At 72.3% G+C, this 26,802-nt stretch carries 21 protein-coding genes; 9 read left to right on the top strand and 12 right to left on the bottom strand.

From position 1 onward, the window contains the following. The coding region (locus IEY93_RS38135; protein ID WP_229691137.1) for an alpha-amylase family glycosyl hydrolase at positions 1-1,116 on the top strand (1,116 nt) is incomplete at its 5' end. 48 nt (positions 1,117-1,164) lie between these two features. Here the strand turns inward: IEY93_RS38135 and IEY93_RS14795 are convergent. The 3 genes from IEY93_RS14795 to IEY93_RS14785 all read right to left on the bottom strand — a co-directional run bounded on the left by IEY93_RS14795 (position 1,165) and on the right by IEY93_RS14785 (position 4,899). Then, positions 1,165-3,441, bottom strand: a complete 2,277-nt coding sequence (locus IEY93_RS14795; RefSeq protein ID WP_189163635.1) for an FtsX-like permease family protein — start codon at positions 3,439-3,441, stop codon at positions 1,165-1,167. A 159-nt stretch (positions 3,442-3,600) separates the two neighbouring features. Continuing rightward, positions 3,601-4,356, bottom strand: a complete 756-nt coding sequence (locus IEY93_RS14790) for an ABC transporter ATP-binding protein (protein WP_189163634.1) — start codon at positions 4,354-4,356, stop codon at positions 3,601-3,603. Positions 4,357-4,392: 36 nt separating this feature from the next. Further along, positions 4,393-4,899, bottom strand: coding sequence for a PadR family transcriptional regulator (locus IEY93_RS14785; protein ID WP_189163633.1), 507 nt, complete (start codon positions 4,897-4,899; stop codon positions 4,393-4,395). A gap of 132 nt (positions 4,900-5,031) precedes the next feature. On the opposite strand from IEY93_RS14785, the gene IEY93_RS14780 reads away from it, so the two are divergent. The 5 genes from IEY93_RS14780 to IEY93_RS14760 all read left to right on the top strand — a co-directional run bounded on the left by IEY93_RS14780 (position 5,032) and on the right by IEY93_RS14760 (position 11,090). Further along, complete coding sequence (locus IEY93_RS14780) at positions 5,032-6,294, top strand: ABC transporter substrate-binding protein (protein ID WP_229691136.1); 1,263 nt, start codon at positions 5,032-5,034, stop codon at positions 6,292-6,294. 81 nt (positions 6,295-6,375) lie between these two features. After that, entirely contained in the window at positions 6,376-7,704 is a 1,329-nt protein-coding gene (locus tag IEY93_RS14775; RefSeq protein ID WP_189163631.1) for an ABC transporter substrate-binding protein, read from the top strand. Positions 7,705-7,949: 245 nt separating this feature from the next. Next, on the top strand, positions 7,950-9,329 hold the full coding sequence (locus IEY93_RS14770) for an ABC transporter permease (RefSeq protein ID WP_372444493.1): 1,380 nt from the start codon (positions 7,950-7,952) through the stop codon (positions 9,327-9,329). Continuing rightward, on the top strand, positions 9,326-10,228 hold the full coding sequence (locus IEY93_RS14765) for a carbohydrate ABC transporter permease (RefSeq protein ID WP_189163629.1): 903 nt from the start codon (positions 9,326-9,328) through the stop codon (positions 10,226-10,228). The genes IEY93_RS14770 and IEY93_RS14765 overlap by 4 nt, the downstream gene beginning before the upstream one ends. 184 nt (positions 10,229-10,412) lie before the next feature. Beyond that, positions 10,413-11,090, top strand: a complete 678-nt coding sequence (locus IEY93_RS14760; RefSeq protein ID WP_189163628.1) for a uracil-DNA glycosylase — start codon at positions 10,413-10,415, stop codon at positions 11,088-11,090. Positions 11,091-11,137: 47 nt separating this feature from the next. Here the strand turns inward: IEY93_RS14760 and IEY93_RS14755 are convergent, their stop codons facing one another. Together IEY93_RS14755 and IEY93_RS14750 are read right to left on the bottom strand one after the other, a co-directional pair. Further along, positions 11,138-12,949, bottom strand: coding sequence for a sensor histidine kinase (locus IEY93_RS14755; protein ID WP_189163627.1), 1,812 nt, complete (start codon positions 12,947-12,949; stop codon positions 11,138-11,140). Then, positions 12,942-13,676: a response regulator transcription factor gene (locus IEY93_RS14750; protein WP_189163626.1), complete on the bottom strand. Its 735-nt coding sequence runs from the start codon at positions 13,674-13,676 to the stop codon at positions 12,942-12,944. The genes IEY93_RS14755 and IEY93_RS14750 overlap by 8 nt, the downstream gene beginning before the upstream one ends. Positions 13,677-13,888: 212 nt before the next feature. On the opposite strand from IEY93_RS14750, the gene IEY93_RS14745 reads away from it, so the two are divergent. Further along, a complete protein-coding gene (locus IEY93_RS14745; RefSeq protein WP_189163625.1) occupies positions 13,889-14,554 on the top strand; it encodes a hypothetical protein in 666 nt (221 codons plus the stop codon). Between the two features lie 255 nt (positions 14,555-14,809). Here IEY93_RS14745 and pgm read toward each other — a convergent pair whose 3' ends face one another. The 4 genes from pgm to IEY93_RS14725 form a co-directional block, all read right to left on the bottom strand. Then, entirely contained in the window at positions 14,810-16,459 is a 1,650-nt protein-coding gene (pgm, locus tag IEY93_RS14740; protein WP_189163624.1) for a phosphoglucomutase (alpha-D-glucose-1,6-bisphosphate-dependent), read from the bottom strand. Between the two features lie 103 nt (positions 16,460-16,562). After that, positions 16,563-16,838, bottom strand: coding sequence for a thioredoxin domain-containing protein (locus IEY93_RS14735; protein WP_203968498.1), 276 nt, complete (start codon positions 16,836-16,838; stop codon positions 16,563-16,565). Further along, positions 16,835-17,137, bottom strand: coding sequence for an MTH1187 family thiamine-binding protein (locus tag IEY93_RS14730; RefSeq protein ID WP_189163623.1), 303 nt, complete (start codon positions 17,135-17,137; stop codon positions 16,835-16,837). Before IEY93_RS14730 ends, IEY93_RS14735 begins: the two co-directional genes overlap by 4 nt. After that, positions 17,138-18,433 (bottom strand): cryptochrome/photolyase family protein, encoded by a 1,296-nt coding sequence (locus IEY93_RS14725; protein WP_189163622.1) that lies wholly within the window; start codon positions 18,431-18,433, stop codon positions 17,138-17,140. A gap of 98 nt (positions 18,434-18,531) precedes the next feature. Between IEY93_RS14725 and IEY93_RS14720 the strand changes: the two genes are divergently transcribed. Together IEY93_RS14720 and IEY93_RS14715 are read left to right on the top strand one after the other, a co-directional pair. Next, complete coding sequence (locus tag IEY93_RS14720) at positions 18,532-19,575, top strand: MerR family transcriptional regulator (RefSeq protein WP_189163621.1); 1,044 nt, start codon at positions 18,532-18,534, stop codon at positions 19,573-19,575. Positions 19,576-19,768: 193 nt separating this feature from the next. Then, entirely contained in the window at positions 19,769-20,326 is a 558-nt protein-coding gene (locus tag IEY93_RS14715) for an RNA polymerase sigma factor (RefSeq protein ID WP_229691135.1), read from the top strand. A 23-nt stretch (positions 20,327-20,349) separates the two neighbouring features. Here IEY93_RS14715 and treZ read toward each other — a convergent pair whose 3' ends face one another. The 3 genes from treZ to glgX are packed head-to-tail and all read right to left on the bottom strand — an operon-like array spanning position 20,350 to position 26,519. Next, positions 20,350-22,074, bottom strand: coding sequence for a malto-oligosyltrehalose trehalohydrolase (gene treZ / locus IEY93_RS14710; RefSeq protein WP_189163620.1), 1,725 nt, complete (start codon positions 22,072-22,074; stop codon positions 20,350-20,352). Positions 22,075-22,129: 55 nt separating this feature from the next. Then, complete coding sequence (gene treY, locus IEY93_RS14705) at positions 22,130-24,355, bottom strand: malto-oligosyltrehalose synthase (protein ID WP_189163619.1); 2,226 nt, start codon at positions 24,353-24,355, stop codon at positions 22,130-22,132. Between the two features lie 58 nt (positions 24,356-24,413). Beyond that, positions 24,414-26,519, bottom strand: coding sequence for a glycogen debranching protein GlgX (gene glgX / locus IEY93_RS14700; RefSeq protein ID WP_189163618.1), 2,106 nt, complete (start codon positions 26,517-26,519; stop codon positions 24,414-24,416). Positions 26,520-26,802 lie beyond the last annotated feature (283 nt).

Below are 26,802 nucleotides of genomic sequence, written 5' to 3'. Positions count from 1 at the left end.
CCCGCGGTCCAGGACGCCATGGTCGAGGTGCTGAACTTCTGGCTGGACCTCGGCATCGACGGCTTCCGGCTGGACGCGGTCCCGTACCTGTTCGAACGCGAGGGCACCTCGTGCTCGGGCCTGCCCGAGACCCACGCCTACCTCAAGCGCATCCGGGCCGAGGTGGACCGCCTGTACCCCGACCGGGTGCTGCTGGCCGAGGCCAACGGCTGGCCGGAGGACGTCGTGGAGTACTTCGGCGACCCGACGACCGGCGGCGACGAGTGCCACATGGCCTTCCACTTCCCGCTCATGCCGCGGATCTTCATGGCCGTGCGCCGGCAGTCCCGCGAGCCGATCTCCGAGATCATGTCCCGCACCCCGAAGCTCCCGGAGAACGCGCAGTGGGGCATCTTCCTCCGCAACCATGACGAGCTGACCCTGGAGACGGTCACCGAGGAAGAACGCGACTACATGCACGCGGAGTACGCCAAGGACCCGCGCATGCGCGCCTACCTCGGCATCCGCCGCCGCCTGGCCCCACTGCTGGACAACGACCGCGACCAGATCGAGCTGTTCACCGCGCTGCTGCTGTCCATGCCCGGCTCGCCGGTCATGTACTACGGCGACGAGATCGGCATGGGCGACAACATCTGGCTGGAGGACCGCGACTCGGTCCGCACGCCGATGCAGTGGAGCCCGGACCGCAACGCCGGCTTCTCCAGCGGCGACCCGGGACGGCTGTACCTGCCGACGATCATGGACCCGATCTACGGCTACCAGGCCGTCAACGTCGAGGCCCAGATGAAGAGCACCTCGTCGCTGCTGCACTTCACCAAGAAGATGCTGGAGGTGCGGCGGCAGCACCCGGTGTTCGGCACCGGCGCCTACACCGAGCTGTGGTCGCCGAACTACAGCGTGCTGGCCTTCGTCCGCGAAGAGGGCGACGACCGCATGCTGTGCGTCAACAACCTGTCCAAGCACCCGCAGCCGGTCGAGCTGGACCTGCGGCGGTTCGCGGGCATGACGCCGGTCGAGTGCCGCGGCGGGGTGCCGTTCCCGGTCATCGGTGAGCTGCCCTACCTGCTCACCCTGCCCGGACACGGCTTCTACTGGTTCTCGCTCGACCAGCAGTGACGACTCGGCCGGGCGGGCACGTCTCCGCCCGGCCGCGCACGGACGGGGTCAGCGCGGCGTCACCGGGACCCGGGCCCGGGCGGCCCTGCGGGCGGGGATGAGCGCGACGAGCAGCGCCGCCCCGACGGCCGTGAGCACCGCCGGCAACAGCATGGCCGGCGTCGGCGCGCGGCCGATGCCGGCGCCGACGCCGCTCGCCGCCCCCTGCAGGTCGATCAGGCCGGCCGACACGAAGGATCCGGCCGCCGCGCCGGCGCCGACGCCGATCACCACCAGCAGCCCGGTCCCGGTGACCAGCGTGGCCATCACCTGGCGCGGGGTCAGGCCCATGGCCTTCAGCACGGCGAGGTCGGCGGCGTGGTCGCGCAGGCCCACCGCGCTCGCGGTCAGCAGGTTGGCCAGCCCCAGCAGGGCCAGCACCGCCACCAGCGCCACGATGATGATCCGGATCACCGACAGCCGGTCGGCCGGGTTCACCACCTGGGACACCTCCAGCCCCTGCCCCTGCAACCGGGCGCGCACCGCCTCCGGCTCGGCGCCCTGCCGCAGCGCCAGGCTGTAGAACTGCGGCGGCAGCGCGTCCTTGGGCGCCAGGGTGTCCAGCGGGACCGACAGCACCTCACCGTCCTGCTCGGGCTCCAGCACCCGGCCGACGATGCGCACGATCAGCGGAGTGCCGCCGATGGTCAGCCGGGTGCGGTCGCCGATGCGGACGTTCAGCAGGTCGAGCAGCCCCTGCCCCGCCACGGCCTCGCCGCGGTCGCGGAACATGCGCCCCTCGACCACGGAGTACGGGTAGGGGTCGCTGACCGTGCCGACCGCGCGGGCGCGCACGGTGCGGGTCTGGCCGGGAACGAGCGCGTCGACCTCGGTGCCGGGGAAGACCGCCACCACGTCCGGGTCGGCGAGCGCGAGCTCGGCGGGCCGGCCGGCGTCCGCGGTGGCGGGCACGCTTCCGGGGCGGACGATGAGCGCGGCGGCCTGGCCGACCTGCTCGGGATGGGCCCGGAAGGCGTCCAGCGTCGCCCAGCAGCCGAGGCCGATCGTGATCAGCATCATCGGGATCGCCAGGCCGAACGTGGTCAGCAGGGCCGGCAGCCTGCGAGTGAAGGCGTCCCTGGCTCCGAGCACCAGGGCGGGTGGCAGCCGCACCAGCAGGGCGAGGCGAGCCAGGTGGGACAGGTGTCCCCGCGGCGGCGCCACCGGGGCGGCCGGGATCGGCGGGGTGCGGCCGCCGCGCCAGGCGGGCAGCCAGACCGCGACCAGCACCACCAGGGCCGTGCCGAGCGCGATCGCCAGCAGCGGGGCCGACGACAGCGGCACCACGACGGTGTCCGCCAGCGCGTACACCGTGATCAGCCGGCCGCACAGCACTCCGGCCGCGATGCCGGCCAAGCCCAGCAGGCCGTGCTCGGCGAGCAGCATGCGCACCACCTGGCGGCGGGTGAACCCCAGGGACTTCAGCGTGGCGATGTCGCGCCGCTGGGTCAGCACCCGGCCGCCGGTCGCGTTGGCGATGGCCAGCGCCGCCGCCACCAGGCCGGCCACGCCGAACAGCGCCAGCAGCACGCCCAGCAGCCGGTTGTCCAGCTCCATCGAGGCCCGCACCTCACGCCAGGTGGACACCCGCTGCACCTGACCCGCCAGCTTGGTGATCGTCCGCTGGACGACCAGCGAGGTGTCGTCCGGATCGGCCAGCCGCAGGCCGGTCACCGACTCGCTGCGGCCGAGCGCCGGCTCCACCTGCTCCAGCGTGCTCTCCAGCGTCCAGGCCAGGCCGGGCGTCCACTCGGGATAGAAGCCCTGGTCACCGCTCTCGGCCAGCCCGATCACCGTGAGGTCGTGGGTGGCGCCGTTCAGCCCGATCACCGAGAACCGGCCGCCCGTGCCCAGGCCGACGGCGCGGGCGAACGAGCGCTCCAGCACCACCCCGCGCGCGTCGCCGGCGTCCAGCCAGCGTCCCTCGCGAACGATGGGACGGCCGACGGCCGGCAGCACCGGCGCCATCTCCTGCAACGCCACCGGAGTCTTCTTGCCGCCCTGCACCAGGGTCGCCGGAGCACCGCGGTACGGCCCGGCGACGTCGGTGACGCCGTCCAGCGCCCGGAGCGCCGCGGGGTCGGGGGCGTCCCTGGTGTGCAGCCAGATGTGCGCGCCGTTGCCCCGGGTGAACAGGCCGCGCCACGGGTTGGTGCCGTCCTCCAGCAGGGTGGCCGCGGTGATCAGCGCCGTCACGATGCCGGCGACCGCCAGCACCGTCAACGCCGCCTGCGCCCGCCGTGCCCGCAGGTCAGCGAAGATCCACCTGCGCTCCGCCGTGTTCATTGGCGCTCGCTCCGCTCCCGCGTGGCGACGCCGCCCTTGAGCCGGCGCCCTTCGGTCGTCCCCCGGAAGCACTCGTCCCTCGCACTCCCGGCCTCCTCCCTCAGAACACCGGCGCGACCTCGCCCGTTCATCGGCGCTCGCTCCGCTCCCGCGTGGCGGTCATCCGTGCAACTCCACGACGTCGCCGGGGCCTTGTTTGCGGCGGCGGGCGGGGGCGACGGCGCCGTCGTCCACGATCTGACCGTCGAGGAGGGTGACGACCCGGTCGGCGAGGCCGGCGACCCGGGCCTCGTGGGTGACCATGACGATCGTCTGGCCCTGCCGGTGGACCTGGCCGAGCAGGCGGAGCACGTCACGGGTGTTGCGGCTGTCGAGGTTGCCGGTGGGCTCGTCGGCGAGCAGGACCTGCGGCTGGTTGGCGAGCGCCCGGGCCAGGGCGACGCGCTGCTGCTCGCCGCCGGACAGCCTGCCGGGCGCCTCGTCGGCCTTGTCGGTGAGGTTCAGCTCGCCCAGGAGGTATTCCCGGCGCTCACGGGCGTGCTTCGGCGAGGCGCCGGACAGCAGCGCGGGCAGCTCGACGTTGTCGGCGACGGTCATGTTGCCGACCAGGTTGAAGAACTGGAAGACGAAGCCGATCTTCTGCCGGCGCAGGATCGCCCAGGCGCTCTCGCTGAGGGTGTCGGCGCGCCGGCCGTCGATCCAGATCTCGCCGCTGGTGCGGGTGTCCAGCCCGCCGAGCATGTGGACCAGGGTGGACTTGCCCGAACCGGACGGGCCCATGATCGCGACGAACTCACCGCGCTCGACCCGCAGGTCGACCCCGCGCACCGCCGGCACCGGCAGGCCACCGGTCTGGTAGATCTTCACCAGGTTGACCGTCTGCAGGGCCGGAGGGCCGGAGGGCGCGGTGGTCACGGGCCGTTCACCACATTTCTGTCTGGTTCGCTCGCCTCAGAGCAGATCCTCCTGGCAACGCTCCAGCCAGTCGAGGTCCGCCTGGAGGTGGAGCATGGCTCCCTCGATCAGCAGCTGGGCGGGGCGGTTGTCCCGATCGGTCTGCTCGGCGAGTTCTACCAGATCTCGCATGATCCCGAGGTAGTGCCGGCGCTGCCTGTTGATGAGCGCCATGCGGTCGGCGATGCCGGTCATCGGCGCGAGCACGAGCTTCATGAAGAACTCGTCGCGGACCCGCGGCCCTTCGCTGGGCGCGTCGACCCACTCGTCCAGCGCCTCCCGGCCGGCGGCGGTGCAGTAGTAGACCTTCTTGTTCGGGCGGTTGGACTGCTCGACGTCGACGCCGCGGACCAGGCCGTCCTTCTCCAGCCGGCCGAGGGTGACGTAGATCTGCCCGATGTTGGGAGAGGGATAGGCACTGCCGAAGATCTGTTCGAGCGCCTGTTTCAGCTCGTACCCGTGGGCAGGTTCCTTCGCCAGGAGCGCCAGCAACTGGAGCCGCACGCCCCACCTCCCTCAGGCCTCTGCGTTACCTAGGTGTTACGCGCTCATCCGTTGACGTTCACATTATCGCTATGCATAACATGCATGCATCTACATAACACGCATGTAACCCAATGCACACCCGGAGGACACGTGCGCCGTCTCGCCCCCGTTCTCGTCGCAGCGCTGCTGGTCAGCGGCTGCGCCGGGTTCACCGGGGAGCGCGACACCGTGCGCACGGCAGGCGCGGACGGCACGGGTCCGATGACCTTCGCGACCGGCCGCGACACGACCGGCTACATCCAGCCGCTGATCGACAAGTGGAACCGCGCCCACCCCGGGGAGCCGGTCACCCTCCTTGAGCTCCCCGAGGCGGCGGACGAGCAGCGGGCCCAGATGGTGGCCAACCTGCAGGCCAGGAGCGAGCGGTACGACGTGCTCGGCCTCGACGTGGTGTGGACGGCGGAGTTCGCGGACGCGGGCTGGATCGTCCCCCTGGACCGCAGCATGTTCCCCCTGGACAAGCTGCTGCCGCCCGTCGCGGACACGGCGCTGTACCAGGGCAAGCTCTACGCGGTGCCCTACACCAGCAACGCCGGCCTGCTCTACTACCGCAAGGACATCCTCGACCGCGAGCACCTCAAGCCGCCGAGGACGTGGGCCGAGCTGCGCGAGCAGGCGAGCCGCCTCGGCGGGAAGTACAAGCTGGACGGCTACGCCGGGCAGTTCCTGCCCTACGAGGGCCTCACCGTCAACTTCGCCGAGGCCGTCCACTCGGCGGGCGGCGAGATCCTCAGCCCGGACGGCACCAAGGTCACCCTGGACCTGCGCAGTGCCACCACCGGCCTCGACTTCCTGGTCACCGGGCTGCGCGAGGGCTGGATCCCGCAGGAGTCCCTCTCCTACAAGGAGGAGGAGTCCCGCCTGGCCTTCCAGCAGGGCAGGCTGCTGTTCGCCCGCAACTGGCCGCACGCGTACGGCCCGGCCACCCGCTCGGGCATCGGCGGGAAGTTCGGGGTGACCCGGCTGCCCGGCCCCGACGGGCCCGGGTCGAGCACGCTGGGCGGGCTCAACCTCGCCATCAGCGCCTACTCCAAGCACCAGAAGTCGGCCCTTGAGTTCATCCGCTACTTCACCGGCCTGGCCAACGAGCGGAGCGTGCTCACCGAGGGGTCCTTCCCCCCGGTGTGGGCCGAGCTGTACGACGACCCGGCCCTCATCAAGCGTTATCCGTATCTCCCGGTGCTCAAGCAGAGCATCATGTCCGCCAGGCCCCGGCCGGTCAGTGCCAAATACGACCAGGTCAGCCTGGTGATCGCGAGCGCCGTCTCGGACGCGCTCACTTTCAGAAGACCCGGCGACGAGACCGTCGCCACCCTGAAGCAGCAGCTCAGCGAGATCATTCGCACCCCATAGGCAGGGGCGATCCCCCCGCCCATCCTTCATCCCGCCCCATCGAAATTCGCGTTCAACCCTCAACGAGGAGGTAGCACCACTATGCGCGCAAAGACCACAGCGGTGGTCGCCGGGCTCATGCTCGCCGTCGCCGCGTGCGGCGGCGGCCAGTCCGGCGAGACCACGCCGTCGGCCGGAGGCGACACCGGCAGCGCCCCGGCGGCCCAGCCCCTGGCCGGGACGACCATCGAGATCGCCGCCAAGTGGACCGGCGAGGAGCAGGCCAACTTCGAGAAGGTGCTGCGCGCCTTCGAGGCCAAGACCGGCGCCAAGGTCACCTACGCCTCGACCGGTGAGGACACCGGCGCCTACCTCGGCCCGCGCATCCAGGGCGGCAACCCGCCGGACGTCGCCGTCCTGCCGCAGCCGGGCCTGGTGCAGCAGTACGCCGAGCAGAACTCGCTCAAGCCGCTGTCCACCGAGGTGCAGACCCAGATCGACCAGAACTACACCCCGTACTGGAAGGAACTCGGCTCCGCCAAGGGCCAGGTGTACGGCGTGCTGGTCAAGGCCGCGCACAAGTCGCTGATCTGGTACCGCGCCCCCGCGTTCGAGGACGCCGGCGCCCAGCCCGCGACCACCTGGGACGAGCTGATCGGCAAGACCGCGCAGACACTGTCGGACTCCGGCACCGCGCCGTTCGCGCTGTGCGCCGCCTCCGGCTGGACGCTCACCGACCTGTTCGAGAACGTCTACCTGTCCAGCGCCGGCCCGGAGAACTACGACAAGCTCTCCAAGCACGAGATCCCGTGGACCGACCCCTCGGTGGCCACGGCGCTGGAGAAGATGGCGCAGATCTTCGGCAAGAAGGAGTTCATGCTCGGCGGCTCCTCCGGCGCCCTGCAGACCGACTTCCCGACCTGCGCCACGCAGGTCTTCGGCCAGAAGAAGGCCGCCATGGTCATCGAGGCCGACTTCGTCGCCTCCTCGGCCGTGCAGTCCGGCGCCAAGGTCGGCGAGGACGCCAAGATCATGCCGTTCCCGAAGGCCGGGGACACCGCGCCGGTCGTGCTGGGCGGCGACGTCGCGGTGGCCCTGAAGGACTCCAAGGGCGCCATGGCGCTGCTGGAGTACCTCGCGTCGGCCGAGGGCGGCTCGGTGTGGGCGAAGACGCCGGGTTACCTGTCGCCGAACCGCAACGTCTCCCCGGACAACTACCCCGACGAGCTGACCAAGCAACTCGCCCAGACGATCATCTCGGCCGGTGAGTCGGTGCGGTACGACATGTCCGACCTGGCGCCCAGCGCCTTCGGCGGCACCGACGGCAAGGGCGAGTGGAAGGCCCTGCAGGACTTCCTGCGCGACCCCAAGGACATCAAGGGCGCGCAGGAGCAGCTCGAGTCCGACGCCGCCAAGGCCTGGAAGAAGTAGGGACGGCGGCCGTGACCGAACGGTTGGACGGCCCGCAGACCCCGCGCGGCGACGACGACGTCGCCCGCGGGGCCTCCCCCGGACCCGACACGGCCTCGCAGGCGAGCGAGACCGGCGCACAGACGAACGAGACCCGCGCGGGCGAGAGCGGCGCACAGACGAGTGAGACCGCCGAGACCGCGGAGCGGCCCGCCCCGCCGGCGCAGCCCGCCGAGCCGGGCGGGACGCATCCGGCGCTGCGGGACGTGGCCTCCGGCGACGACGACGTGACGGGCGGTGCCAGGCCGGAGCTCGCGGCCGGCGGCGCGGCCCCGGCCGCGGGCGGCTTCGGACGCTCGGGCAACCTCGGCCCCTCTCCCAAGGTGGCGACGTTCTTCCTGCTCCCGGCGTTCGTCCTGCTGGGCGCCTGGGTGGTCTACCCGATCGTGTACTCGATCATCCGCAGCCTGTACGACGCCAACGGCGGCGGTTTCGTCGGGCTGGACAACTACGGCGCGATCTTCAGCGACTCGGGCACGCTCACCACGATCAGGAACAACCTGATCTGGGTGGTGGTGGCGCCCAGCCTGGTCACCGTCCTCGGCCTGATCTTCGCGGTGCTGACCGAGCGGGTCCGCTGGGCGACCGCGTTCAAGCTGGTCGTGTTCATGCCCATGGCGGTGTCGCTGCTGGCCTCCGGTGTCATCTTCCGCCTGGTGTACGAGCAGGACCCGGACAAGGGCGTGGCCAACGCCATCATCACCTCGGTGCACGACGTGTTCGCCCGCAGCAGCGGCTATCCCGGCGCACGTCCTCGGGAGAACGACCAGGCGCCCGCCGTGGTGGACAAGGGCGCCGTCCTGACCCGGCAGCCCGCGCAGGCGGGACAGCCCGTGCTCATCCCACTGGTCGGGATGAAGGCCGACGCGCTGCCCGGGGACGCCGCCCCGGCCAAGCAGGCCCCGGCCGCGCCCGGGGAGATCACCGGCACGGTCTGGCTGGACTTCACCCCCGGTGGCGGCACGGTGAACCAGATCGACGGCACCGAGAAGGGCCTGCCCGAGGTGACCGTGGAGGCGGTCTCCGGCGGCGCGGTCAAGGCCACGGCCACGACCGCCCCGGACGGCACCTTCCGCTTCTCCGGGCTGCCGGCGGGCGCGTACCAGGTGCGGCTGCCGCAGTCGAACTTCGCCCAGCCGTTCGGCGGGCTCACCTGGCTCGGCCCCGCGCTGATCACGCCGGCGATCATCGGCGCGTTCATCTGGGTGTGGGCCGGGTTCGCCATGGTGCTGATCGCGGCGGGCCTGTCGGCCATCCCGCGTGACGCGCTGGAGGCGGCCCGCATCGACGGCGCGACGGAGTGGCAGGTGTTCCGCCGCATCACCATCCCGCTGCTGTCCCCGGTGCTGGTCGTCGTACTGGTCACGATGATCATCAACACGCTGAAGGTCTTCGACCTGGTCTTCGTGATCGCCCCCGGGTCGGTGCAGCCCAACGCCAACGTGATCGCACTGGAGATGTGGCGCGTGTCGTTCGGCGGCGGCGGGAACCAGGGGCTGGGCAGCGCACTGGCGATCTTCCTGCTCGTGCTGGTCCTGCCATTCATGATCATCAATATCCGGCGGTTCCGGAGGGAGCAGTCATGACGACCCTCACCGCGTCCCCCGCCGGCACGTCGAACAGCGCGGGCGCGCTGCGCCGCGGCGTCCTGTCGCGGATCATCGACAAGGCCGGTGGCGGGCTGGTCCAGCTCGTCCTCATCGTGCTGGCGCTGTTCTGGCTGCTCCCGACGCTCGGCCTGCTGGTGGTGTCGCTGCGCGCCGACGAGGACAACAACTCCACCGGGTGGTGGACGTTCTTCACCAAACCGGCCCAGCTCACCTTCGACAACTACAGCAACCTGCTGGCCAGCGGGTTCACCGCCTCGTTCTGGAACACCGTGGCCATCACGGTGCCCGCGACGCTCCTGGTCATCGGGTTCGCCGCGATGGCGGCGTACGCGTTCGCCTGGATCGAGTTCCCGGGGCGTGACGCGCTGTTCATGGTGGTCATCGCCCTGCTGGTGGTGCCCATCCAGATCGCGCTGATCCCGATCGCCAAGATGTACGGGTTCCTCGGCATCTTCGGCTCCATCCCGGGAGTGGTGCTGTTCCACGTGGCCTTCGGCCTGCCCTTCGCCATCTTCCTGCTGCGCAACTTCTTCGTCGGCATCCCCAAGGAGCTGCTGGAGGCCGCGCGCATGGACGGGGCGGCGGAGTGGAAGATCTTCGCGACCGTGGTGTTCCCGCTGGCCAAGCCCGCGGTCGCCTCGCTCGGCATCTTCCAGTTCCTGTGGGTGTGGAACGACCTGCTCGTCGCGCTGGTGTTCGCCGACACCGAGGCGCAGCCGATGACCAAGGCCCTGCAGTCACAGATGCGGCAGTTCGGGACCAACGTCGACATCCTGGCGCCCGGAGCCTTCCTGTCGCTGATCATTCCGCTCGTTCTGTTCTTCGCCTTCCAGCGGTACTTCGTCCAGGGCCTGCTCGCCGGCTCGGTGAAGTGACCGCACCGCCCCGGGTGCCCGTCTCACGGGGGCAGGCGGGCGCCCGGGCCCGGCGGCGAAGGGGGCCATGGCAGGGCAAGCCGGGCGACGACCAAATACGCCGGGCGCCATCCGCACCGGACGGCGCGGTGCGCCTGGCCGCGACTCGCACCCGGGAGGGCGGCGGCACCACTAAGATCCCGGCATGACCGCTCGTCCCTTAACCGAAGTCGTCGAACCCGGCTGGGCCACCGCGCTCGAACCGGTCGCCCCGCGCATCGCGGCGCTCGGAGACTTCCTCCGCAACGAGATCACCGAAGGCCGGCCGTACCTCCCGGCCGGACAGAACGTGCTCAGGGCCTTCCAGCAGCCCTTCGACCAGGTGCGCGTGCTCATCGTGGGGCAGGATCCCTACCCGACCCCGGGGCACCCGGTCGGCCTGAGCTTCTCCGTCGCCCCGGACGTGCGGCCGCTGCCGGGCAGCCTGCTGAACATCTTCAAGGAGTACACCGCCGACCTCGGCCTGCCGGCGCCGTCCAACGGCGACCTCACGCCGTGGACCGAGCAGGGCGTGCTGCTGCTCAACCGGGTGCTCACCGTCGCCCCCGGCAAGCCGGCCTCCCACCGCGGCAAGGGCTGGGAGGAGGTCACCGAGCAGGCCATCCACGCGCTCGTCGCCCGCGGCACGCCGCTGGTCGCCATCCTGTGGGGCCGCGACGCCCGCTCGCTCAAGCCGATGCTCGGCCCGGTGCCGTGCGTGGAGTCCGCGCACCCGAGCCCGCTGTCGGCCCGCAACGGCTTCTTCGGCAGCCGGCCGTTCAGCCGTGCCAACCAGCTGCTGGAGCAGCAGGGCGCCGCCCCGGTGGAGTGGAAGCTCCCCTGACCGGCGGCCGCACCTGACCTGAGCCCGGCCACCCGGCCGCGGCCCGGTCAGCGGTGGGCGGGCAGCGTGAGGGTGAAGACCGAGCCCTCGCCGAGGACGCTCGCGGCGGCGACCGTGCCGCCGTGGGCCTCGGCGAGCTTGCGCACGATGGCGAGGCCGAGGCCGCTGCCGCCGGTACGCCGGCTGCGGGACCGGTCGGCCCGCCAGAACCGTTCGAAGACCAGCGGCACGTCCTCGGGGGTGATGCCGCTGCCGGTGTCGGCGACCTCGATCACCACGTCCGGGCCGTCGGCGTGGGCGCGCAGGGCCACGATCCCGCCGGGCGGAGTGTGCCGGACCGCGTTGGACACCAGGTTGCCCACGGCCTGGCGCAGCCGCACCGGGTCCGCGGTCAGCCACACCTCGCCCGGCACCCGCGTGGTCAGGGTGACGCCCGCCGCCTCCGCCCGGCCGCGGTGCACGGTCGCGACCTGCTCCAGCAGGTCGGCCAGGTCGATGCGCTCCGTGCGCAGCCGCAGTTCGCCCGCGTCCGCGAGCGCCAGGTCCTGCAGGTCGTCCACGACGTGCTGCAGCAGCAGCGCCTCCTCCAGCAGCGAGGCCACCAGCTCCCTGTCGGGGTCGACGATGCCGTCCTCGCTCGCCTCCAGCCAGCCGCGGATGTTGCTCAGCGGCGTGCGCAGCTCGTGCGCGACGTCGCCGACCATCGCCGTGCGCAGCTCCTCCAGCCGCTCACGCCGCGCGGACATCGCGTTGAAGGCCGCCGCCAGCCGGGCGATCTCGTCCCTGCCGGTCACCCCCACCCGCGCGGTCACATCGCCCTCCTCCATGCGCCGGGCCGCGCCGGTCAGCGCGCGCAGCGGCCGGACGAGCCGCACGCCCACCAGGACGGTCACGGTCACGGTGATGAGCAGCACCAGCGCCGCGACCCCGGCGATGCGCGCCTGGCTGGCCGGCGAGAAGTCGAAGATCGTCGAGGCGTCCGTGCCACGGTTGCCGACGAACAGCAGCGCGGTCGGCGCGACGTACGGGGCCAGTTGTTCGCGGCGGCCGGCGGCGATGCACTCCTGTACGTACCTGCCCGTCGTCACGGCCGCCCGAGCGGCCGCCGCCCGATCCTGCCCCGGGGCGGGCCCGGGCGGCGGGGTCCAGGTGAAGTCGGGGCCGAGCCGCACCTCGGGCGCTCCCTGCCGGCCGAGGCAGGTGTTCACCAGCTTGGTCAGTGCGCCCAGCGCCTTGGCCTCGGTGGGGGTGGGCCGGTCCAGCGCCAGGCTCTCACACCGCGAACCGAGGCTGAGGCCGAGGTCGTGCATCTCCACCCGCGGCCGTCCGCTCGGGCCGTACACGATCTCGGCCGGGGTGCCGAAGACCGCGCGCAGGCAGGTGGCGCGCTGCTCGGCCGCGACGCGCAGTTGCTCGCGCTCGCGCCGGGGCAGCCGGTACGGTCCCACCGCGCGCGGGTCGATGCGGTCGGACGGGGCGCCGGCGACGAGCGCGGAGTCCACCGCGAGCGGCTCGATGACGGCCGTGGGCCGGGTGGGCAGCGACACCGGCCCGGCGTCGGAGTCGAGGATCGGCCTGCGGTCCTCGGTGGTGAGGGTGATCCGGTGGCCGACCTGCCGGGCCAGGCGGGTCACCATCGCCGCCGCGCCCTCCCACGAGGTGTGCCCGCCCGCGTAGCCGAGGAGGGCGTCGTAGACCCGGGCGTCGTCGGCGAGCGCCTGCCCCTGCTCCTGGCTGATCGCCACGCTCGTGCCGCGCACGGTCAGCCAGGCGGTCGCCGCGATCGAGCACAACGACACCAGCACCGACACCGCCAGCAGCCGCACGAGCAGGCTGTGCCGCAGCGGCACCTCACGCATCGCGCGCCACGTCCCGCCGGTCCTTCCCCGAGGGGGGGCAGGTCAGCTTGTACCCCACGCCGTACACGGTGACCAGCCGGGCCGGGCGGCGCGGGTCGGGCTCGATCTTCCTGCGCAGGTTCATCACGTGGACGTCCACGGTGCGCGAGGTGATGTACCGGTCGAAGCCGTGCAGATGGCCGAGGATCTGCTCCCGGGTGAAGACCCGCTCGGGCTGGGACGCCAGCAGCTCCAGCACCTGGAACTCCCCCGGCGTGCACTCCACCGGCCGGCCGTCCACCCGTACCTCGTGCCGGGCCGGGTCCACGGTGACCGCGCCCGCCCGCAGCACGGCGTCCGCCGCGGAGGCGCCCCCGGCGGCCGGCCGGGCCCGCCGCAGCAGGGTGCGGACGCGGGCCATCAGCTCGCGCGGGCTGTACGGCTTGGTCACGTAGTCGTCGGCGCCGAGATCCAGGCCGAGCAGCAGGTCGTCCTCGGTGGAGCGCGCGGTCAGCATGAGCACCGGCACGTCCGACTCGGCCCGCAGGATGCGGCACACGTCCAGCCCGTCCACCTTGGGCATCATGACGTCCAGCACCAGCAGGTCGGGCGAACGGCGGCGGACGGTGTCCAGGGCCGCCCGTCCGTCGTGGACCGCGACGACCTGGTGCCCCTCGTGCTCGAGGTAGCGGCGGACCAGCTCGGCCTGCTTGACGTCGTCCTCGGCGACCACGACATATGCGCACATGACGGCGAGCCTAGGCGGCACCGCGGGCTGGCTTCGCCCGCTTCCTCCCCAGGTGGGAGGGGATCACGGGACGGCAACCGCTTCCTCACGGGTTCCTGACATTTCGCGGGGCGGGACGATCTCGGAACCGCGGCGGGCGACGATGGCCGGGACCAAGGACATCTGATGATTCCCTGACAGGTTCCTCACATCCGCCCGGCATCGTCATCCCCATGATTCTTCGCACAGCACACGACCCACGTACCAGAACGTCCCTGCTCCGCGGCTCCGGGCTCGCCGCCGCACTCGTCGCCGGCTCCTTCGCGCTGGCCGCCTGCGGCACCGCGGCGGCCCAGGACTCCGGACAGCAGGACCCGGCCCCCGTCGCCGCGTCCTCCCAGGCGGCCGCGGCTTCGGGCACCGGCACGCAGAGCGAGGCCGCGCCCGCCGGCACGACCTCGAAGGCGGCGTACGAGGGGCGTCCCCAACTGCGGCTCGACAGCACCGAGGAGGAGGTGCACCGCTACCGGAAGGCGTACGCCGACTGCCTGACGGAGCACGGCTCCCCGGACACACCCGGCACGAAGATGACCCCGGCGGAGGAGCGGGCGTACGAGGCCGCGCGCCGGGCGTGCGCGGACAAGGTGCCGCTGCTGCCGCCGGAGATGGACCCGAAGAAGAACCCGCACTACGCCGACGCCGTCCGGCGTGAGGTGAAGTGCCTGCAGGGGCACGGCTTCAAGGTGCACCTGGTCCCGGCGCAGGGCTCGGACCCCAACTCGATCTCCTGGATCTACGACAGCCTCCCCGGTGACGACGTGGACATCGAGAAGATCCAGAACAAGTGCCGGGTGCAGGCCTACGGCGGCGGAGCGGCCCTCACCCCCGGCCCGGCCTGACCCACCCCGGCGCCCGGCCGTCCCCCACCGGGGCCCGACGGCCGGGCGCCGTACCTCGGCGCCGGCATCGCCGCACCACACCCCGCCGACCCGGCGCCGTCACAGCCACCGCGTGGGCGGGAGAAAGCGACAGCACCGAATCGGCGAGCAGGGGCGGTGCCCCACGGGCAGCACTGGATGGGACGGGTAGCAGGGGCAGGACGGCAACCGGACGGGTGGCCTGCGCCGCGACGGGCAAGCCGGGCGGGAGGTGGGTCAGCTGGAGGCGCGGGTGAGGGTTGCGTTGACGAGGGTGCGGGCCTCGTCCTGGACGCGGGCGAGATGCTCCGGCCCCTGGAAGGACTCGGCGTAGATCTTGTACACGTCCTCCGTACCGGAGGGCCGGGCCGCGAACCAGGCCTCGGCGGTGGAGACCTTGATCCCTCCGAGGGGGGCGCCGTTACCGGGGGCCGAGGTCTGGACCGCGGTCACCGGCGCCCCCGCGAGCGTGTCCGCAGGGACGTCGCCGGCCGACAGCCGGGCGAGCACGGCCTTCTGCTCGCGGGAGGCCGGCGCGTCCACCCGGGCGTAGGCGGGGGCGCCGAAGCGGCCGGTCAGGTCCGCGTAGTGCTCGCTCGGCGTACGGCCGGTCACCGCGATGATCTCCGAGGCCAGCAGGGCGAGGACGATGCCGTCCTTGTCGGTGGTCCACACCGAGCCGTCGCGGCGGAGCAGGGACGCCCCGGCGCTCTCCTCGCCGCCGAAGCCGAGAGTGCCGTCGAGCAGGCCGCCGACGAACCACTTGAAGCCGACCGGCACCTCGTACAGCTCGCGGCCGAGGTCGGCGGCCACCCGGTCGATCATGCTGCTGCTGACCATCGTCTTGCCGATGCGGGCCCCGGCCGGCCATCCCGGGCGGTGCGACCACAGGTAGGAGATCGCGGCGGCCAGGTAGTGGTTGGGGTTCATCAGGCCGCCGTCGGGGGTGACGATGCCGTGCCGGTCGGCGTCGGCGTCGTTGCCGGTGGACACCTGGAACGCCGACCGGGCGGCGATCAGCGAGGCCATCGCGTACGGCGAGGAGCAGTCCATGCGGACCTTGCCGTCCCAGTCGAGCGTCATGAACCGCCAGGTCGGGTCCACCTCGGGGTTCACCACGGTCAGGTCGAGCCCGTGCCGTTCGGCGATCTCCCCCCAGTACGCGACGCTCGCGCCGCCCAGCGGGTCGGCGCCGATGCGGACCGCGGCGCCGCGGATCGCCTCCACGTCGATCACCGACGGCAGGTCGTCCACGTAGGCGCCGAGGAAGTCGTACCGCCCGGTGGTCGCGGCCGCCACGGCGCGCTCGTAGGGGACGCGCTTGACCTCCTTGAGCCCGCCGGCGATCAGGGCGTTGGCGCGGTCCTGGATCCAGGAGGTGGCGTCGGTGTCGGCCGGGCCGCCGTTCGGCGGGTTGTACTTGTAGCCGCCGTCGCTGGGCGGGTTGTGCGAGGGAGTGACCACGACTCCGTCGGCCAGGCCGGTGGAACGGCCGCGGTTGTGGGTGAGGGTCGCGTGCGACACCGCGGGGGTCGGGGTGTAGCCGCCGCGCTCGTCGATCAGGACGGTGACGCCGTTCGCGGCGAACACCTCAAGGGCGGTGACCCGCGCCGGCTCGGAGAGCGCGTGCGTGTCGACGCCGAGGAACAGCGGCCCGTCGGTGCCCTGCCACGCGCGGTACTCGCAGATGGCCTGGCTGGTCGCGAGGATGTGCTCCTCGTTGAAGGCCGCGTTCAGCGACGAGCCGCGGTGGCCGGAGGTGCCGAAGGCCACCCGCTGCTCGGCGCGCCCCGGGTCGGGATGCAGGCTGTAGTACGCCGTCACGAGACGCGGCACGTCTACCAGATCGGACGCCTGGGCCGGCTGCCCGGCGCGCTCGTGCACCATGCGATCTCCTCGTCTCCGCTACCGATCAGGTGGGCACTACCCCGGAGAGATCCGCCTCATACGGCATACGTGCCTCAGCGCGGGCGTCCCCGGCCGATCGTACTCAAACCTCATCCACTCCCCCATGCCCGGCCATGGCCCGTTCCTCGGCGGCCGCGACGGCCTCCCGCAGGGCGGCCGAGATGTCCAGCACGGGGTAGATCACATGGCGCACCAGCCGGGTCGCGTCCACCACGAGGATCACGCGCTTGAGCCTGAGCGCCTGTCCCGCCCGGAAGGTCGGCAACCGCAGTGCGGCGGCGAGGCGGGCGTCCATGTCGGAGAGCAGCGGGAAGGTGAGGCCCTCGGCCGGGGCGAAGGCCGCCGAGCGGAGGTTCACTCGTCGGGGGTGGTCAGGTGGCGTTCCAGGGACTCGATCTTGGCGGTCATGGCGCCGGACACGCCCTGGCGGACGTCGGCCTTGAGCACCAGGCTCACCCGGGGCGCGACCTCCGCGACCGCCTCGACGGCGCGGCGGACCACGTCCATCACCTCATCCCACTCGCCCTCGACGGTGGTGAACATGGCGTCGGTGCTGTTGGGCAGGCCGCTCTCGCGCACGACGCGCACCGCCCTGGCCACCGGCTCCGAGACGCCTTCGCCCACCCCGAGGGGGGTCACCGAGAAAGCTACGATCATTCACCCATTGTCGAGGCCGCCGATGGGAGCGGGGTAGCCGGGTACCGCCGTGGGCAGCCGCCAGGGCTCGTGGATCGCCTCGGCCGGCACGTCGGCCAGCTCCGGGACGTACCGCCGCACATAGTCACCGGTCGGGTCGAACTTCTTGGCCTGCCTGATCGGGTTCAGCATGCGGTTCGGCCGGGTGTCGTTCCCGGTGCCCGCCACCCACTGCCAGTTGCCCCAGTTGTCGGCGATGTCGGCGTCCAGCAGCAGGTCGGCGAAGTGTTCGCCCCCGATCCGCCAGTGGACCTTCAACCGCTTGGTCAGGTAGGAGCCGGTGATGAGCCGGGCACGGTTGTGCATCCATCCCTCGGCCGCGAGCTGGCGCATGCCGGCGTCCACGATGGGGACTCCGGTCATCCCCGCGCGCCACGCCTGCGCCGCCTCCCCGTCGCCGGTCCAGTCGACGTCCCGGCTCCGGTAGTCGCGCCGGGGCAGGTCGGGGAAGGCCAGCGTGACCTGGTGGTAGAAGTCGCGCCAGCACAACTGGCGGGTGAACGCCTCGCCCCCGGGCCGGTCGGCCGCCCGCGCGACCACCTCGGCCGGCGACAGGCAGCCGAAGCGCAGGTAGGGGCTGAGCATGGAGGTCCGCGCGCACGAGAGGTCGTCGTGGTGCTCGGCGTAACCGGCCAGGCCGAGCGCCAGCCAGTGCTCCAGCCGCCAGCGCGCGGCGGTCTCACCACCGGGCAGGGCGCCGTAGGGCAGGGTCGGCGCCTCCGGCGGCTCACCGGGTTCGATGGACGGCGGCAGCCGCACCAGGTCCGGCGGCGGCAGCAGGGGGCGGCGCGGCATGGCCGACCAGGCCCGCCAGTACGGGGTGAACACCCGGTAGTGGTCGCCGCCCACCGGCCGCAGCGCGTCCGGCGGCACGACGGTGACCCCGGGGAACAGCCGCAGCAGCAGGCGGTGGGCGGCGCACGCCTCGGCCAGGCGGCGCTCGCGCCGGCGGGCGTACGCGCTGACGTCGGCGGAGGTGAACACCGCGGTGGCGTGGATCCGCCCGGCCAGTCGCACGGTCTCGGTCACCGGGTCGCCGGCCCGTACGATCAGGTCGCCGCCGCGGTCACGCAGCGACGACCGCAGGTCGCGCAGCGTCTCGGCCAGGAAGCCCCGGCGATGCCGGGGGTCGATGCCCGGGTCCAGCACGAACAGCGGCACGACCCAGCGGGCCCGCGCGCATGCCTCGGCCAGCGCCGGATGGTCGTGCACCCGAAGGTCCCTGGTCAGCAGCACGATGACGGTGTCCACATCCATGTCTTCGCGCGGCCGGCCGAGGCCGGTTGCGTCCGCGGAGGGGTCCGGCTCCGAAGTATTCACGAGGTGAAGCCGCAGGACGGAATCGGAGCGGGCCGATGGACGAGAGCACCGCGACACGCGCCGGCGAGGCCGTCGCCAGGGCGGGCACCGAGGTGGAGTACGGGATCGGCGCCGTCGCCCGGCGGCTCGGCGTGCCCGCGTCCACTCTGCGCACCTGGAATCTGCGGTACGGCATCGGCCCGAGCCGGCGCAGCGCCGGCGGGCACCGCCGCTACGACGCCGTGGACCTGCGGCGGCTGGAGGAGATGGACCGCCTGGTCAAGGCGGGCGTGCCGCCGGCCGAGGCGGCGCGGGCCGCGTTGCGCCCCCTCCAGGAGTTCACCCGGGCCGCGTTCCCAGTCCAGGTCGCCCCGCCGGTGACCGGCCTGGACTCCGGCGCCGACAAGGGGGAACGCGGCCGGACCGCGGTCTCCGGGGGAACGGCGGATCAGGAGCACCCGCCCTCGCCCGACTCAGCGGGCGAGGCGGTGCCGCAGGTCACCGGGCTGGTCAGGGCGGCGCTGAACCTGGACGACCGGGCCGTGGTCGCGGGCCTGGACGCCGCGCTGGACCGGCACGGTGTGGCCTGGACCTGGGAACGGCTCGTGCTGCCGGTCTACGCGGCCATCACCCGGCGCCAGGAACTGTCCGGACGCGGCATCGAGATCGAGCACCTGTTCAGCGAACGCCTGCTGAGCGCGCTGGTGGGGCGGGCCGCGCGGCCGGAGCGGCCCGCCCACCCCCGGCCGGTGCTGCTGGCGTGCGCGCAGGAGGAGCAGCACTGCCTGGCGGTGTACGCGCTGGCCGCCGCGCTGACCTCGGCGGACGGGCTGGAGACCCGGGTGCTCGGCCCCCGGACTCCGCCCTCGGCGCTCGCGGACGCCATGCGCCGCATGGGGCCGTCGGCGGTGTTCGTCTGGTCCCAGCGGGCGGCGACCGGCGACCCGGCGGCGCTGCGGGCGCTCCCCGTGCTGCGGCCGGCCAGCCGGATCGTCGCGGGCGGCCCCGGGTGGTGGCACGACGCGCTGCCGCCGGGCGTCGCCCACGCGTCCTCGCTCCCGGCCGCCGTCGCCCTGATCCGCGCCGCCCTCGGCCACTGACCCGCGACGGAGCCGCCATGGTCGCGGCGCCCGGCCTGGACGCGAACACCGATCGCGGCATGTGAGCGCCCGGCGCTGGAGCCTTCGCCGGGGCGGCCGCGTGGCCACGCGAGGGCGGGAGTTGGCCGCGACGAGGGACGAGGTTGACGCGGGGTTGGTTGTGCGGGCGACCATCGCCGACTATGAATAGGTTTTGAATAAGTTCTATGTCGAGGGTGGTGAGACCATGGCCGGAACGCTCGGTATCCGTCTGGCGCGCGGCGAGGAGGCCGCGCTGGCGGAGTGCTATCGAACCCACGCGGCCCTGGTCGCCGGCTACCTGCGCAGGTTCGTCCCCGCGCAGGACATCGAGGACGTGCGGCAGGTGGTCTTCTCCGAGGCCTGGCGCTCACGCCACCGCTACGACCCGCGCCGCAGCCTGGAGGCGTGGCTGCTCGGCATCGCCCGCAACCGGGCGATCGACCATCTGCGCGCACGCGGCGTCGCGACCGTCCCGCTGGAGAGCGTGGGCGAACCCGCCGGCGGGGACGGACGGGACACCGCCGAGGTGCTGGGCAGGCGTGACCAGGTGCGCCGGGCCCTCGCGGTGCTGCCCGCGCCCCAGCGTGAGGCGATCGAACTGGCCTACTTCTGCGAGCTCACCCAGCGCGAGATCGCCGAGCGGCTCGACCTGCCGCTCGGCACCGTGAAGGCCCGCACCGCGCGCGGCCTGCACCGCCTGTCGGCGATCCTCGCCCCGCGCGCGGCCTGAGCCCTTCGTGCCACCGGCCTCGATCAGCCGGTGCGGACGATGGCGAGCGTACGTGGTGGCAGGGACAGACCGTCGGCGGTCAGGGCGATCTTGGGATCGGAGGCCAGGACGACGGTGCCGGGGCCGAGGGGCAGAGTGACCGGGGCGTCGCCCAGGTTGGCGGCCACGCGGTGCGCGCCGCGGTGCACGATGATCCAGCGGCCCTGCTCGTCGGTGTCGACCGAGACCAGGGAGAGCCGCGGGTCGGACAGGTCAGGGCAGGACCGGCGCAGGGCGATCAGCTCGCGGTACCAGTCGAGCAGCTCGGCGTGCACCGGAGCCGACGGCTCGCTCCAGTCCAGCTTCGAGCGCAGGAAGGTCTCCTCGTGCTGCGGCTCGGGGGCGGTGGCCCCCCAGTCGTCGTAGCCGAAGCCGACGAACTCCCGCTCCCTGCGCTCGCCCTCGCCCTGCGCGAGGTGCGGCTCCTCGTGGTCGGTGAAGAACAGGAACGGCGTGCTCGCCCCCCACTCCTCCCCCATGAACAGCATCGGGGTGAACGGCGAGGTGAGCAGCAGGCCGGCGCCCACTCTGAGCACCTCGGGCGGCAACCGGTCGCCCGCCGCCCGGTTGCCGATCTGGTCGTGGTTCTGCAGGCAGCACACGAACCGGTGGCCGGAGACGCGCAGGCGGTCCACCGGACGGCCGTGGGTGCGCCCGCGGAAGGTGGAGTAGGTGCCGTCGTGCAGGTAGGCCGAGGTCAGGACCTTGGCGAGCACGTCCATCGGCCCGAAGTCACAGTAGTACCCGTGCCGCTCCCCGGTCAGCGCGGAGTGCAGGGCGTGGTGCACGTCGTCGTCCCAGACCGCGGCCAGCCCGTACCCGCCGGCCTCGCGCGGGGTGACCAGCCGGGGGTCGTTCAGGTCGGACTCGGCGATCAGGGTCAGCGGCCGGCCGAGCGCGGCCGACAGCGCGTCCACCTCGACGGCGAGCTCCTCCAGGAAATGCACGGCACGGCTGTCGTGGAAGGCGTGCACGGCGTCCAGCCGCAGGCCGTCGATGTGGTAGTCGCGCAGCCACTGGACGGCGTTGCCGATGAAGTAGCGGCGCACCTCGTCGGAGTGCTTGCCGTCCAGATTGACCGCCTGTCCCCAGAAGGAGGAGGCGCTCTCGTGGAAGTAGGGCCCGAACTGGGCGAGGAAGTTGCCCGACGGGCCGAGGTGGTTGTACACGACGTCGAGCAGCACGCCGAGGCCCGCCTGGTGGCAGGCGTCCACGAACCGCTTCAGCCCGTCCGGCCCGCCGTACTCCTCGTACACGGCGTACAGGTCGACGCCGTCGTACCCCCAGTTGCGCCGCCCGGGAACCGGCGGCACCGGCAGCAGCTCGACGAAGTCGACGCCCAGCCGGACCAGGTGGTCGATCTTGCCGATGGCGGCGTCGAAGGTGCCCTCGGCGGTGAACGTGCCGACGTGCAGCTCGTAGATCACCGAGCCGGGCAGGGCCCGGCCGCGCCACGCCTGGTCGCCCCAGACGTATCGATCGTGCTCATGCACCCGGCTCGGCCCGAAGACGCCGTACGGCTGGCGCCGGGTGCGGGGGTCGGGGAACGCCTCGCCGCCGTCCACCCGGAAGGCGTAGTCGGTGCCGTGCGTGGCGCCGGGCACCTCGGCCGACCACCAGCCGCCCTCTCCGCGGACCATCTCGTGCCGCTGCGCCCTGTCGATCTCCACCTCGACGCGGCCGGCGGCCGGCGCCCAGACCTGGAACATGTTCCTCCCCGTGATGTCGGCGGACGACGGCCCCGGCCCTGCCGGGGCTCGCCTGCTATTCCTTTTCCAGCAGTGCCACGGGATGACGCGCCAGAAGGTGCGCGAACGGGACACGCCCGGTGTGCCGGGCCCCGGACAGCAGGTCATGCCAGCGTCCCGGAGGCAGGGTGATCGTCGCCGCGCCCCAGCCGCCGCGCCGCGCGAGCCCGGCCGGCAGCCGGGTGGCCACCGCCACCGCCTGCTCGCCGCGGGTGAAGGCGATCGCGTGGTCGCGGCCGGCGCCCGACTCCCCGGTGGACAGCGGCGCGTACGAGGCGTCGGGCCCGAGCCTGGCGCGCAGCCGCAGCGCCTGCGAGGTGACCAGGAGCTTGCCGGCGTCCCAGCTTCCCGCGCCGGGCGCGGCGAGCAGCGTGCGCCGGTAGGCGAAGTCCACCGGGCGGCGGTTGTCCGGGTCCACCAGCGAGAAGTCGGTGGTCTCGCTGCCCTGGTACACGTCGGGGACGCCGGGCATCATGAGCTGTACGAGCTTCTGGCCCAGGGAGTTCACCCTGGCGTACCGGTCGACGCGCTCGGTGAACGCCGCCACCGAGGGCCCGCACACGTCGATCGCCCGCGCCGCGAAGTCGCGCACGCCCTTCTCGTACGCCGCGTCGGGCGCGATCCAGGAGATGGAGGTCTTGGCCTCCCTGGCCGCCTTGTACAGGTAGTCGCTGAAACGCTCCACGCTGATCGGCCAGGCCGCCATGAGGTTCTGCCAGGCGAAATAGTCGAGCTTGGGGTCGAAGGACACCTGCTCGGACCATCCGGCGACCGCCTCGGCCCACTCATCGGGCAGCTCCGACAGCACGGCGAGCCGGGCCCGCACGTCCTCCGAGCGCTTGGTGTCGTGCGTGGACAGGGTCGTCATCGTGCCCGGCGCCATCGCGGCGCAGTAGGCGTGGAACTCCCCGGCCGAGACACCGAAGCGGTCGGGCTCGCCGCCGACCTCGTTCAGGCAGGCCAGCGGATACCACCGGTAGAGGGCGGTGTCCTCCACGCCCTTGGCCATGACCGGGCCGCAGGTCTGCTGGAACCGGACGACCGTCTCGGCCGGGCCGTGCAGCACCAGCTCGACGGCCCGCTCCACGTCGGCCGGATCGGCGTGCCGGGCGGCACGCTCGGCGGCCTCGCGCAGCACCCGCACGGTCTCGGCGGGCGGCTCCTCGCCGGGGACGGTGTAGGCGCGGTACACCGGCATGGCGGCGAGCAGCTCGGTCACGGCCTGGCGCAGCTGCGGGACGTCGCGGGTCAGCCGTTCGACCTCCCCGGTGAAGAACTGCGCGAGCACCTGCTTCTTCGCCTCGTGGCGGACGGTGTCGTAGTCGCGGGGGAAGGCGGTGTGCCGGACGAACAGGTCCACGAGCGGCTCGGCGCCCGCGGGGTCGACGAACAGCCGGGTCACCATGTTCAGCGCGTCGTACCCGGTGGTCCCCGCGCACGCCCAGTCGCCTGGCAGCCGCTCGTCGTCGATCAGGATCTTCTCGGCGACCGTCCACACCGGCGCCGCCTCGCGCAGCCGGGCCAGGTAGCCGCGGGGGTCGGCCAGGCCGTCGGGGTGGTCCACCCGCAACCCGCTGATCACCCCTTCGGCGACCAGGCCGAGGATCACCTCGTGCGTCGCCGCGAAGACCTCGGGGTCCTCCACGCGCAGCCCGATGAGCGAGGTGACGTCGAAGAACCGCCGGTAGCCGGGAGGCTCACGCCACCCCACCAGCCGGTAGTGCTGGTCGGCGAGCCGCCCCCCGCTGCCGGGCCGCACCGGGAAGGCGTGGTCGTGGTAGCGCAGCACGTCGCCGTCGGCGACCACATCGGTCGCAAGGTCGGCGTCATCGCCGAGCACCGGCAGCGCGACCTTGCCGTCGCCGCCCGCCCAGTCGATGTCGAACCACCGCGCCGACTCGGCCCGCGGGCCGCCCGCGAGCACGTCCCACAGCCGGGCGTTGCCCGACTCGGGGACCGGCACGGTCATGTGGTTCGGCACGATGTCGACGACCAGCGGCAGGCCCGCGGCCGCGAGCGCGCGCAACCCGTCCGGTCCGCCGAACTCCGCGCGGACCCGGGTGTGGTCGGTCACGTCGTACCCGTGCTGGGACGTGGGCACCGCCTGCAGGATCGGCGAGAGGTACAGGTGGCTCACCCCCAGCTCGGTGAGGTAGCCGACCAGGTCGGCGGCCTCCTGGAAGCCGAAGTCCGGGGTGAGCTGCAGCCGGTAGGTCGCCGTGGGCTTCGCGGGCTCGGTCACGTCGTTTCCTTCTGGTTCCTTCTGGTTCCTTCTGGTCGCCTGGCAGGGAGGGCGCCGTTCAGGCCCGGCGCAGCACGCGGACCGACCGGCCCGCCACCGGGACCTCCTCCGCCGCCCGGTAGAGCTTGGTGTCCACGGCGATCGGCTCGGCGGTGTCGATCTCGGGGATCCAGGCGTCGCCCAGCTCCTTGGGGATGGTGAACCGGATGGTCTCGTGGTGGGCGTTGAACATCAGCAGGAAGGAGTCGTCCACCACCCGGCGGCCGCGGCGGTCCGGCTCGGTGATCGCCTCACCGTTGAGGAAGACGCACAGCGAGCGGGCGTAGCCGTTGTGCCAGTCGGCGTCGGCCATCTCGACGCCGGCCGGGGTGAGCCACGCGATGTCGGTGAGATCGTCGCCCGACCCGCGCACGGCGCGGCCGAAGAAGAACCTCCTGCGCCGGAACACCGGGTGGTCGCGCCGCAGCCGGGCCAGCCGCTGGGTGAACTCCAGCAGCAGCCAGTTCTCCTTGATGTCGGACCAGTCGACCCAGCTGATCTCGTTGTCCTGGCAGTAGGCGTTGTTGTTGCCCTGCTGCGTGCGGCCGAGCTCGTCGCCGTGCGAGAGCATCGGCACGCCCTGCGACAGGAACAGCGTGGTGAGGAAGTTGCGCTTCTGCTGCTCGCGTAGCGCCTCCACCTCGACGCTCGCCGGCCCCTCCTCGCCGCAGTTCCACGACCGGTTGTCGTCCGTGCCGTCCCGGTTGCCCTCGCCGTTGGCCTCGTTGTGCTTGGTGTTGTAGGACACCAGGTCCTGCAGGGTGAACCCGTCGTGGCAGGTGACGAAGTTGATGGACGCCGCCGGGCGCCGGCTGTCGTCCTGGTAGAGGTCGCTGGAGCCGGTGAGCCGCGAGGCGAACTCCGGCAGCGCCGCCGGCTCGCCGCGCCACATGTCGCGGATCGTGTCGCGGTAGCGGCCGTTCCACTCGGTCCAGCGGGGCGGGAAGTTGCCCACCTGGTAACCGCCCGGCCCGACGTCCCACGGCTCGGCGATCAGCTTGACCTGGCTGAGCACCGGGTCCTGCTGCACGAGGTCGAAGAACGCCGACAGCCGGTCCACCTCGTGCAGCTCGCGGGCGAGCGTCGAGGCGAGGTCGAACCGGAAGCCGTCCACGTGCATCTCGATGACCCAGTAGCGCAGCGAGTCCATGATCATCTGCAGGGTGTGCGGCGAGCGCATCAGCAGGCTGTTGCCGGTGCCCGTGGTGTCCATGTAATAGCGCTGGTCGTCGTCCACGAGCCGGTAGTACGCCTCGTTGTCGATGCCGCGCATGCTGAGCGTCGGCCCGAGGTGGTTGCCCTCGGCGGTGTGGTTGTAGACGACGTCGAGGATGACCTCGATGCTCGCCTCGTGCAGGGCCTTCACCATCGCCTTGAACTCCAGCACCTGCCCGCCCCGCTGACCGGAGCTGGAGTAGGCGTTGTGCGGGGCGAAGAAGCCGATGGTGTTGTAGCCCCAGTAGTTGGTGAGGCCGCGCTGCTGCAGCGTGTCGTCGGTGACGAACTGGTGCACCGGCATCAGCTCGATCGCGGTCACGCCGAGCCCGGTGAGATGGTCGATGATCTCGGGATGCCCGAGCGCGGCGTAGGTGCCTCTGATGCGCTCGGGGATCCGCGGATGATCGATGGTCAGACCGCGGACGTGGGCCTCGTAGATCACGGTGTCGTGGTACGGGGTCGCGGGCGGCCGGTCGTGCCCCCAGCCGAAGAACGGGTTGACCACGACGGACTTCGGCACGAAGGCGGCCGAGTCGGTGTCGTCGCGGCTGTCGGGCTCGCCGAAGCGGTAGCCGTACACGGCCTGGTCCCAGTCGACCGCGCCCTCGATCGCCTTGGCGTACGGGTCGAGCAGGAGCTTGTTCGGATTGCAGCGTTGCCCCTGCGCCGGGTCGTACGGGCCGTGGACGCGGTAGCCGTAACGCTGCCCCGGGCCGATGCCGGGCAGGTAGCCGTGCCACACGAACCCCTCGCACTCGGTGAGGGTTACCCGTTCCTCCCTGTCATCGTCGTCGAAGAGGCAGAGCTCGACTCGCTCGCCCACCTCTGTGTAGAGCGCGAAGTTGGTTCCCGCGCCGTCGTATGTAGCCCCGAGCGGATACGGATCGCCGGGCCAAATTTCGATCATGTCACCACCCGGATAGGCATTTGCCCTATGTTCCCCCGACCATGCCACCCAAGGCGGCTGAGTGCGCCATATCACTTGACGCAGGGGACATCGTGCACTTGTCGGATGACCTGCGGCCCGCGGCCGGTGATCGACGCAGCCGCTGCCAGGTTACTCGACGGCCCCGCCGGGATCATCCTGGACACTCGACCGGTAACAGGACGGTCACGTGACTCCTCCGCTCCTTGAAGGGAGCGGCTTCTCGCTAAGCCGCTTCCGCGGCGTCGCGAAGGGCAAGCCCTGC

It is taken from the genome of Sphaerisporangium melleum (assembly GCF_014646695.1).
Classification (GTDB): domain Bacteria; phylum Actinomycetota; class Actinomycetes; order Streptosporangiales; family Streptosporangiaceae; genus Sphaerisporangium; species Sphaerisporangium melleum.
The sequence above is the reverse complement of the archived record's forward strand: the minus strand, read 5'-3'. Positions and strand labels throughout refer to the sequence as shown.

What these genes read in the sequence shown, in the direction of transcription:
- IEY93_RS14795 (WP_189163635.1), bottom strand. Translation starts at nt 3,441, where the DNA reads ATGAACACGGCGGAGCGCAGGTGGATCTTCGCTGACCTGCGGGCACGG.
- IEY93_RS14775 (WP_189163631.1), top strand. Translation starts at nt 6,376, where the DNA reads ATGCGCGCAAAGACCACAGCGGTGGTCGCCGGGCTCATGCTCGCCGTC.
- IEY93_RS14765 (WP_189163629.1), top strand. Translation starts at nt 9,326, where the DNA reads ATGACGACCCTCACCGCGTCCCCCGCCGGCACGTCGAACAGCGCGGGC.
- IEY93_RS14760 (WP_189163628.1), top strand. Translation starts at nt 10,413, where the DNA reads ATGACCGCTCGTCCCTTAACCGAAGTCGTCGAACCCGGCTGGGCCACC.
- IEY93_RS14755 (WP_189163627.1), bottom strand. Translation starts at nt 12,949, where the DNA reads ATGCGTGAGGTGCCGCTGCGGCACAGCCTGCTCGTGCGGCTGCTGGCG.
- IEY93_RS14750 (WP_189163626.1), bottom strand. Translation starts at nt 13,676, where the DNA reads ATGTGCGCATATGTCGTGGTCGCCGAGGACGACGTCAAGCAGGCCGAG.
- IEY93_RS14745 (WP_189163625.1), top strand. Translation starts at nt 13,889, where the DNA reads ATGATTCTTCGCACAGCACACGACCCACGTACCAGAACGTCCCTGCTC.
- pgm (WP_189163624.1), bottom strand. Translation starts at nt 16,459, where the DNA reads ATGGTGCACGAGCGCGCCGGGCAGCCGGCCCAGGCGTCCGATCTGGTA.
- IEY93_RS14730 (WP_189163623.1), bottom strand. Translation starts at nt 17,137, where the DNA reads ATGATCGTAGCTTTCTCGGTGACCCCCCTCGGGGTGGGCGAAGGCGTC.
- IEY93_RS14725 (WP_189163622.1), bottom strand. Translation starts at nt 18,433, where the DNA reads ATGGATGTGGACACCGTCATCGTGCTGCTGACCAGGGACCTTCGGGTG.
- IEY93_RS14720 (WP_189163621.1), top strand. Translation starts at nt 18,532, where the DNA reads ATGGACGAGAGCACCGCGACACGCGCCGGCGAGGCCGTCGCCAGGGCG.
- treZ (WP_189163620.1), bottom strand. Translation starts at nt 22,074, where the DNA reads ATGTTCCAGGTCTGGGCGCCGGCCGCCGGCCGCGTCGAGGTGGAGATC.
- glgX (WP_189163618.1), bottom strand. Translation starts at nt 26,519, where the DNA reads ATGATCGAAATTTGGCCCGGCGATCCGTATCCGCTCGGGGCTACATAC.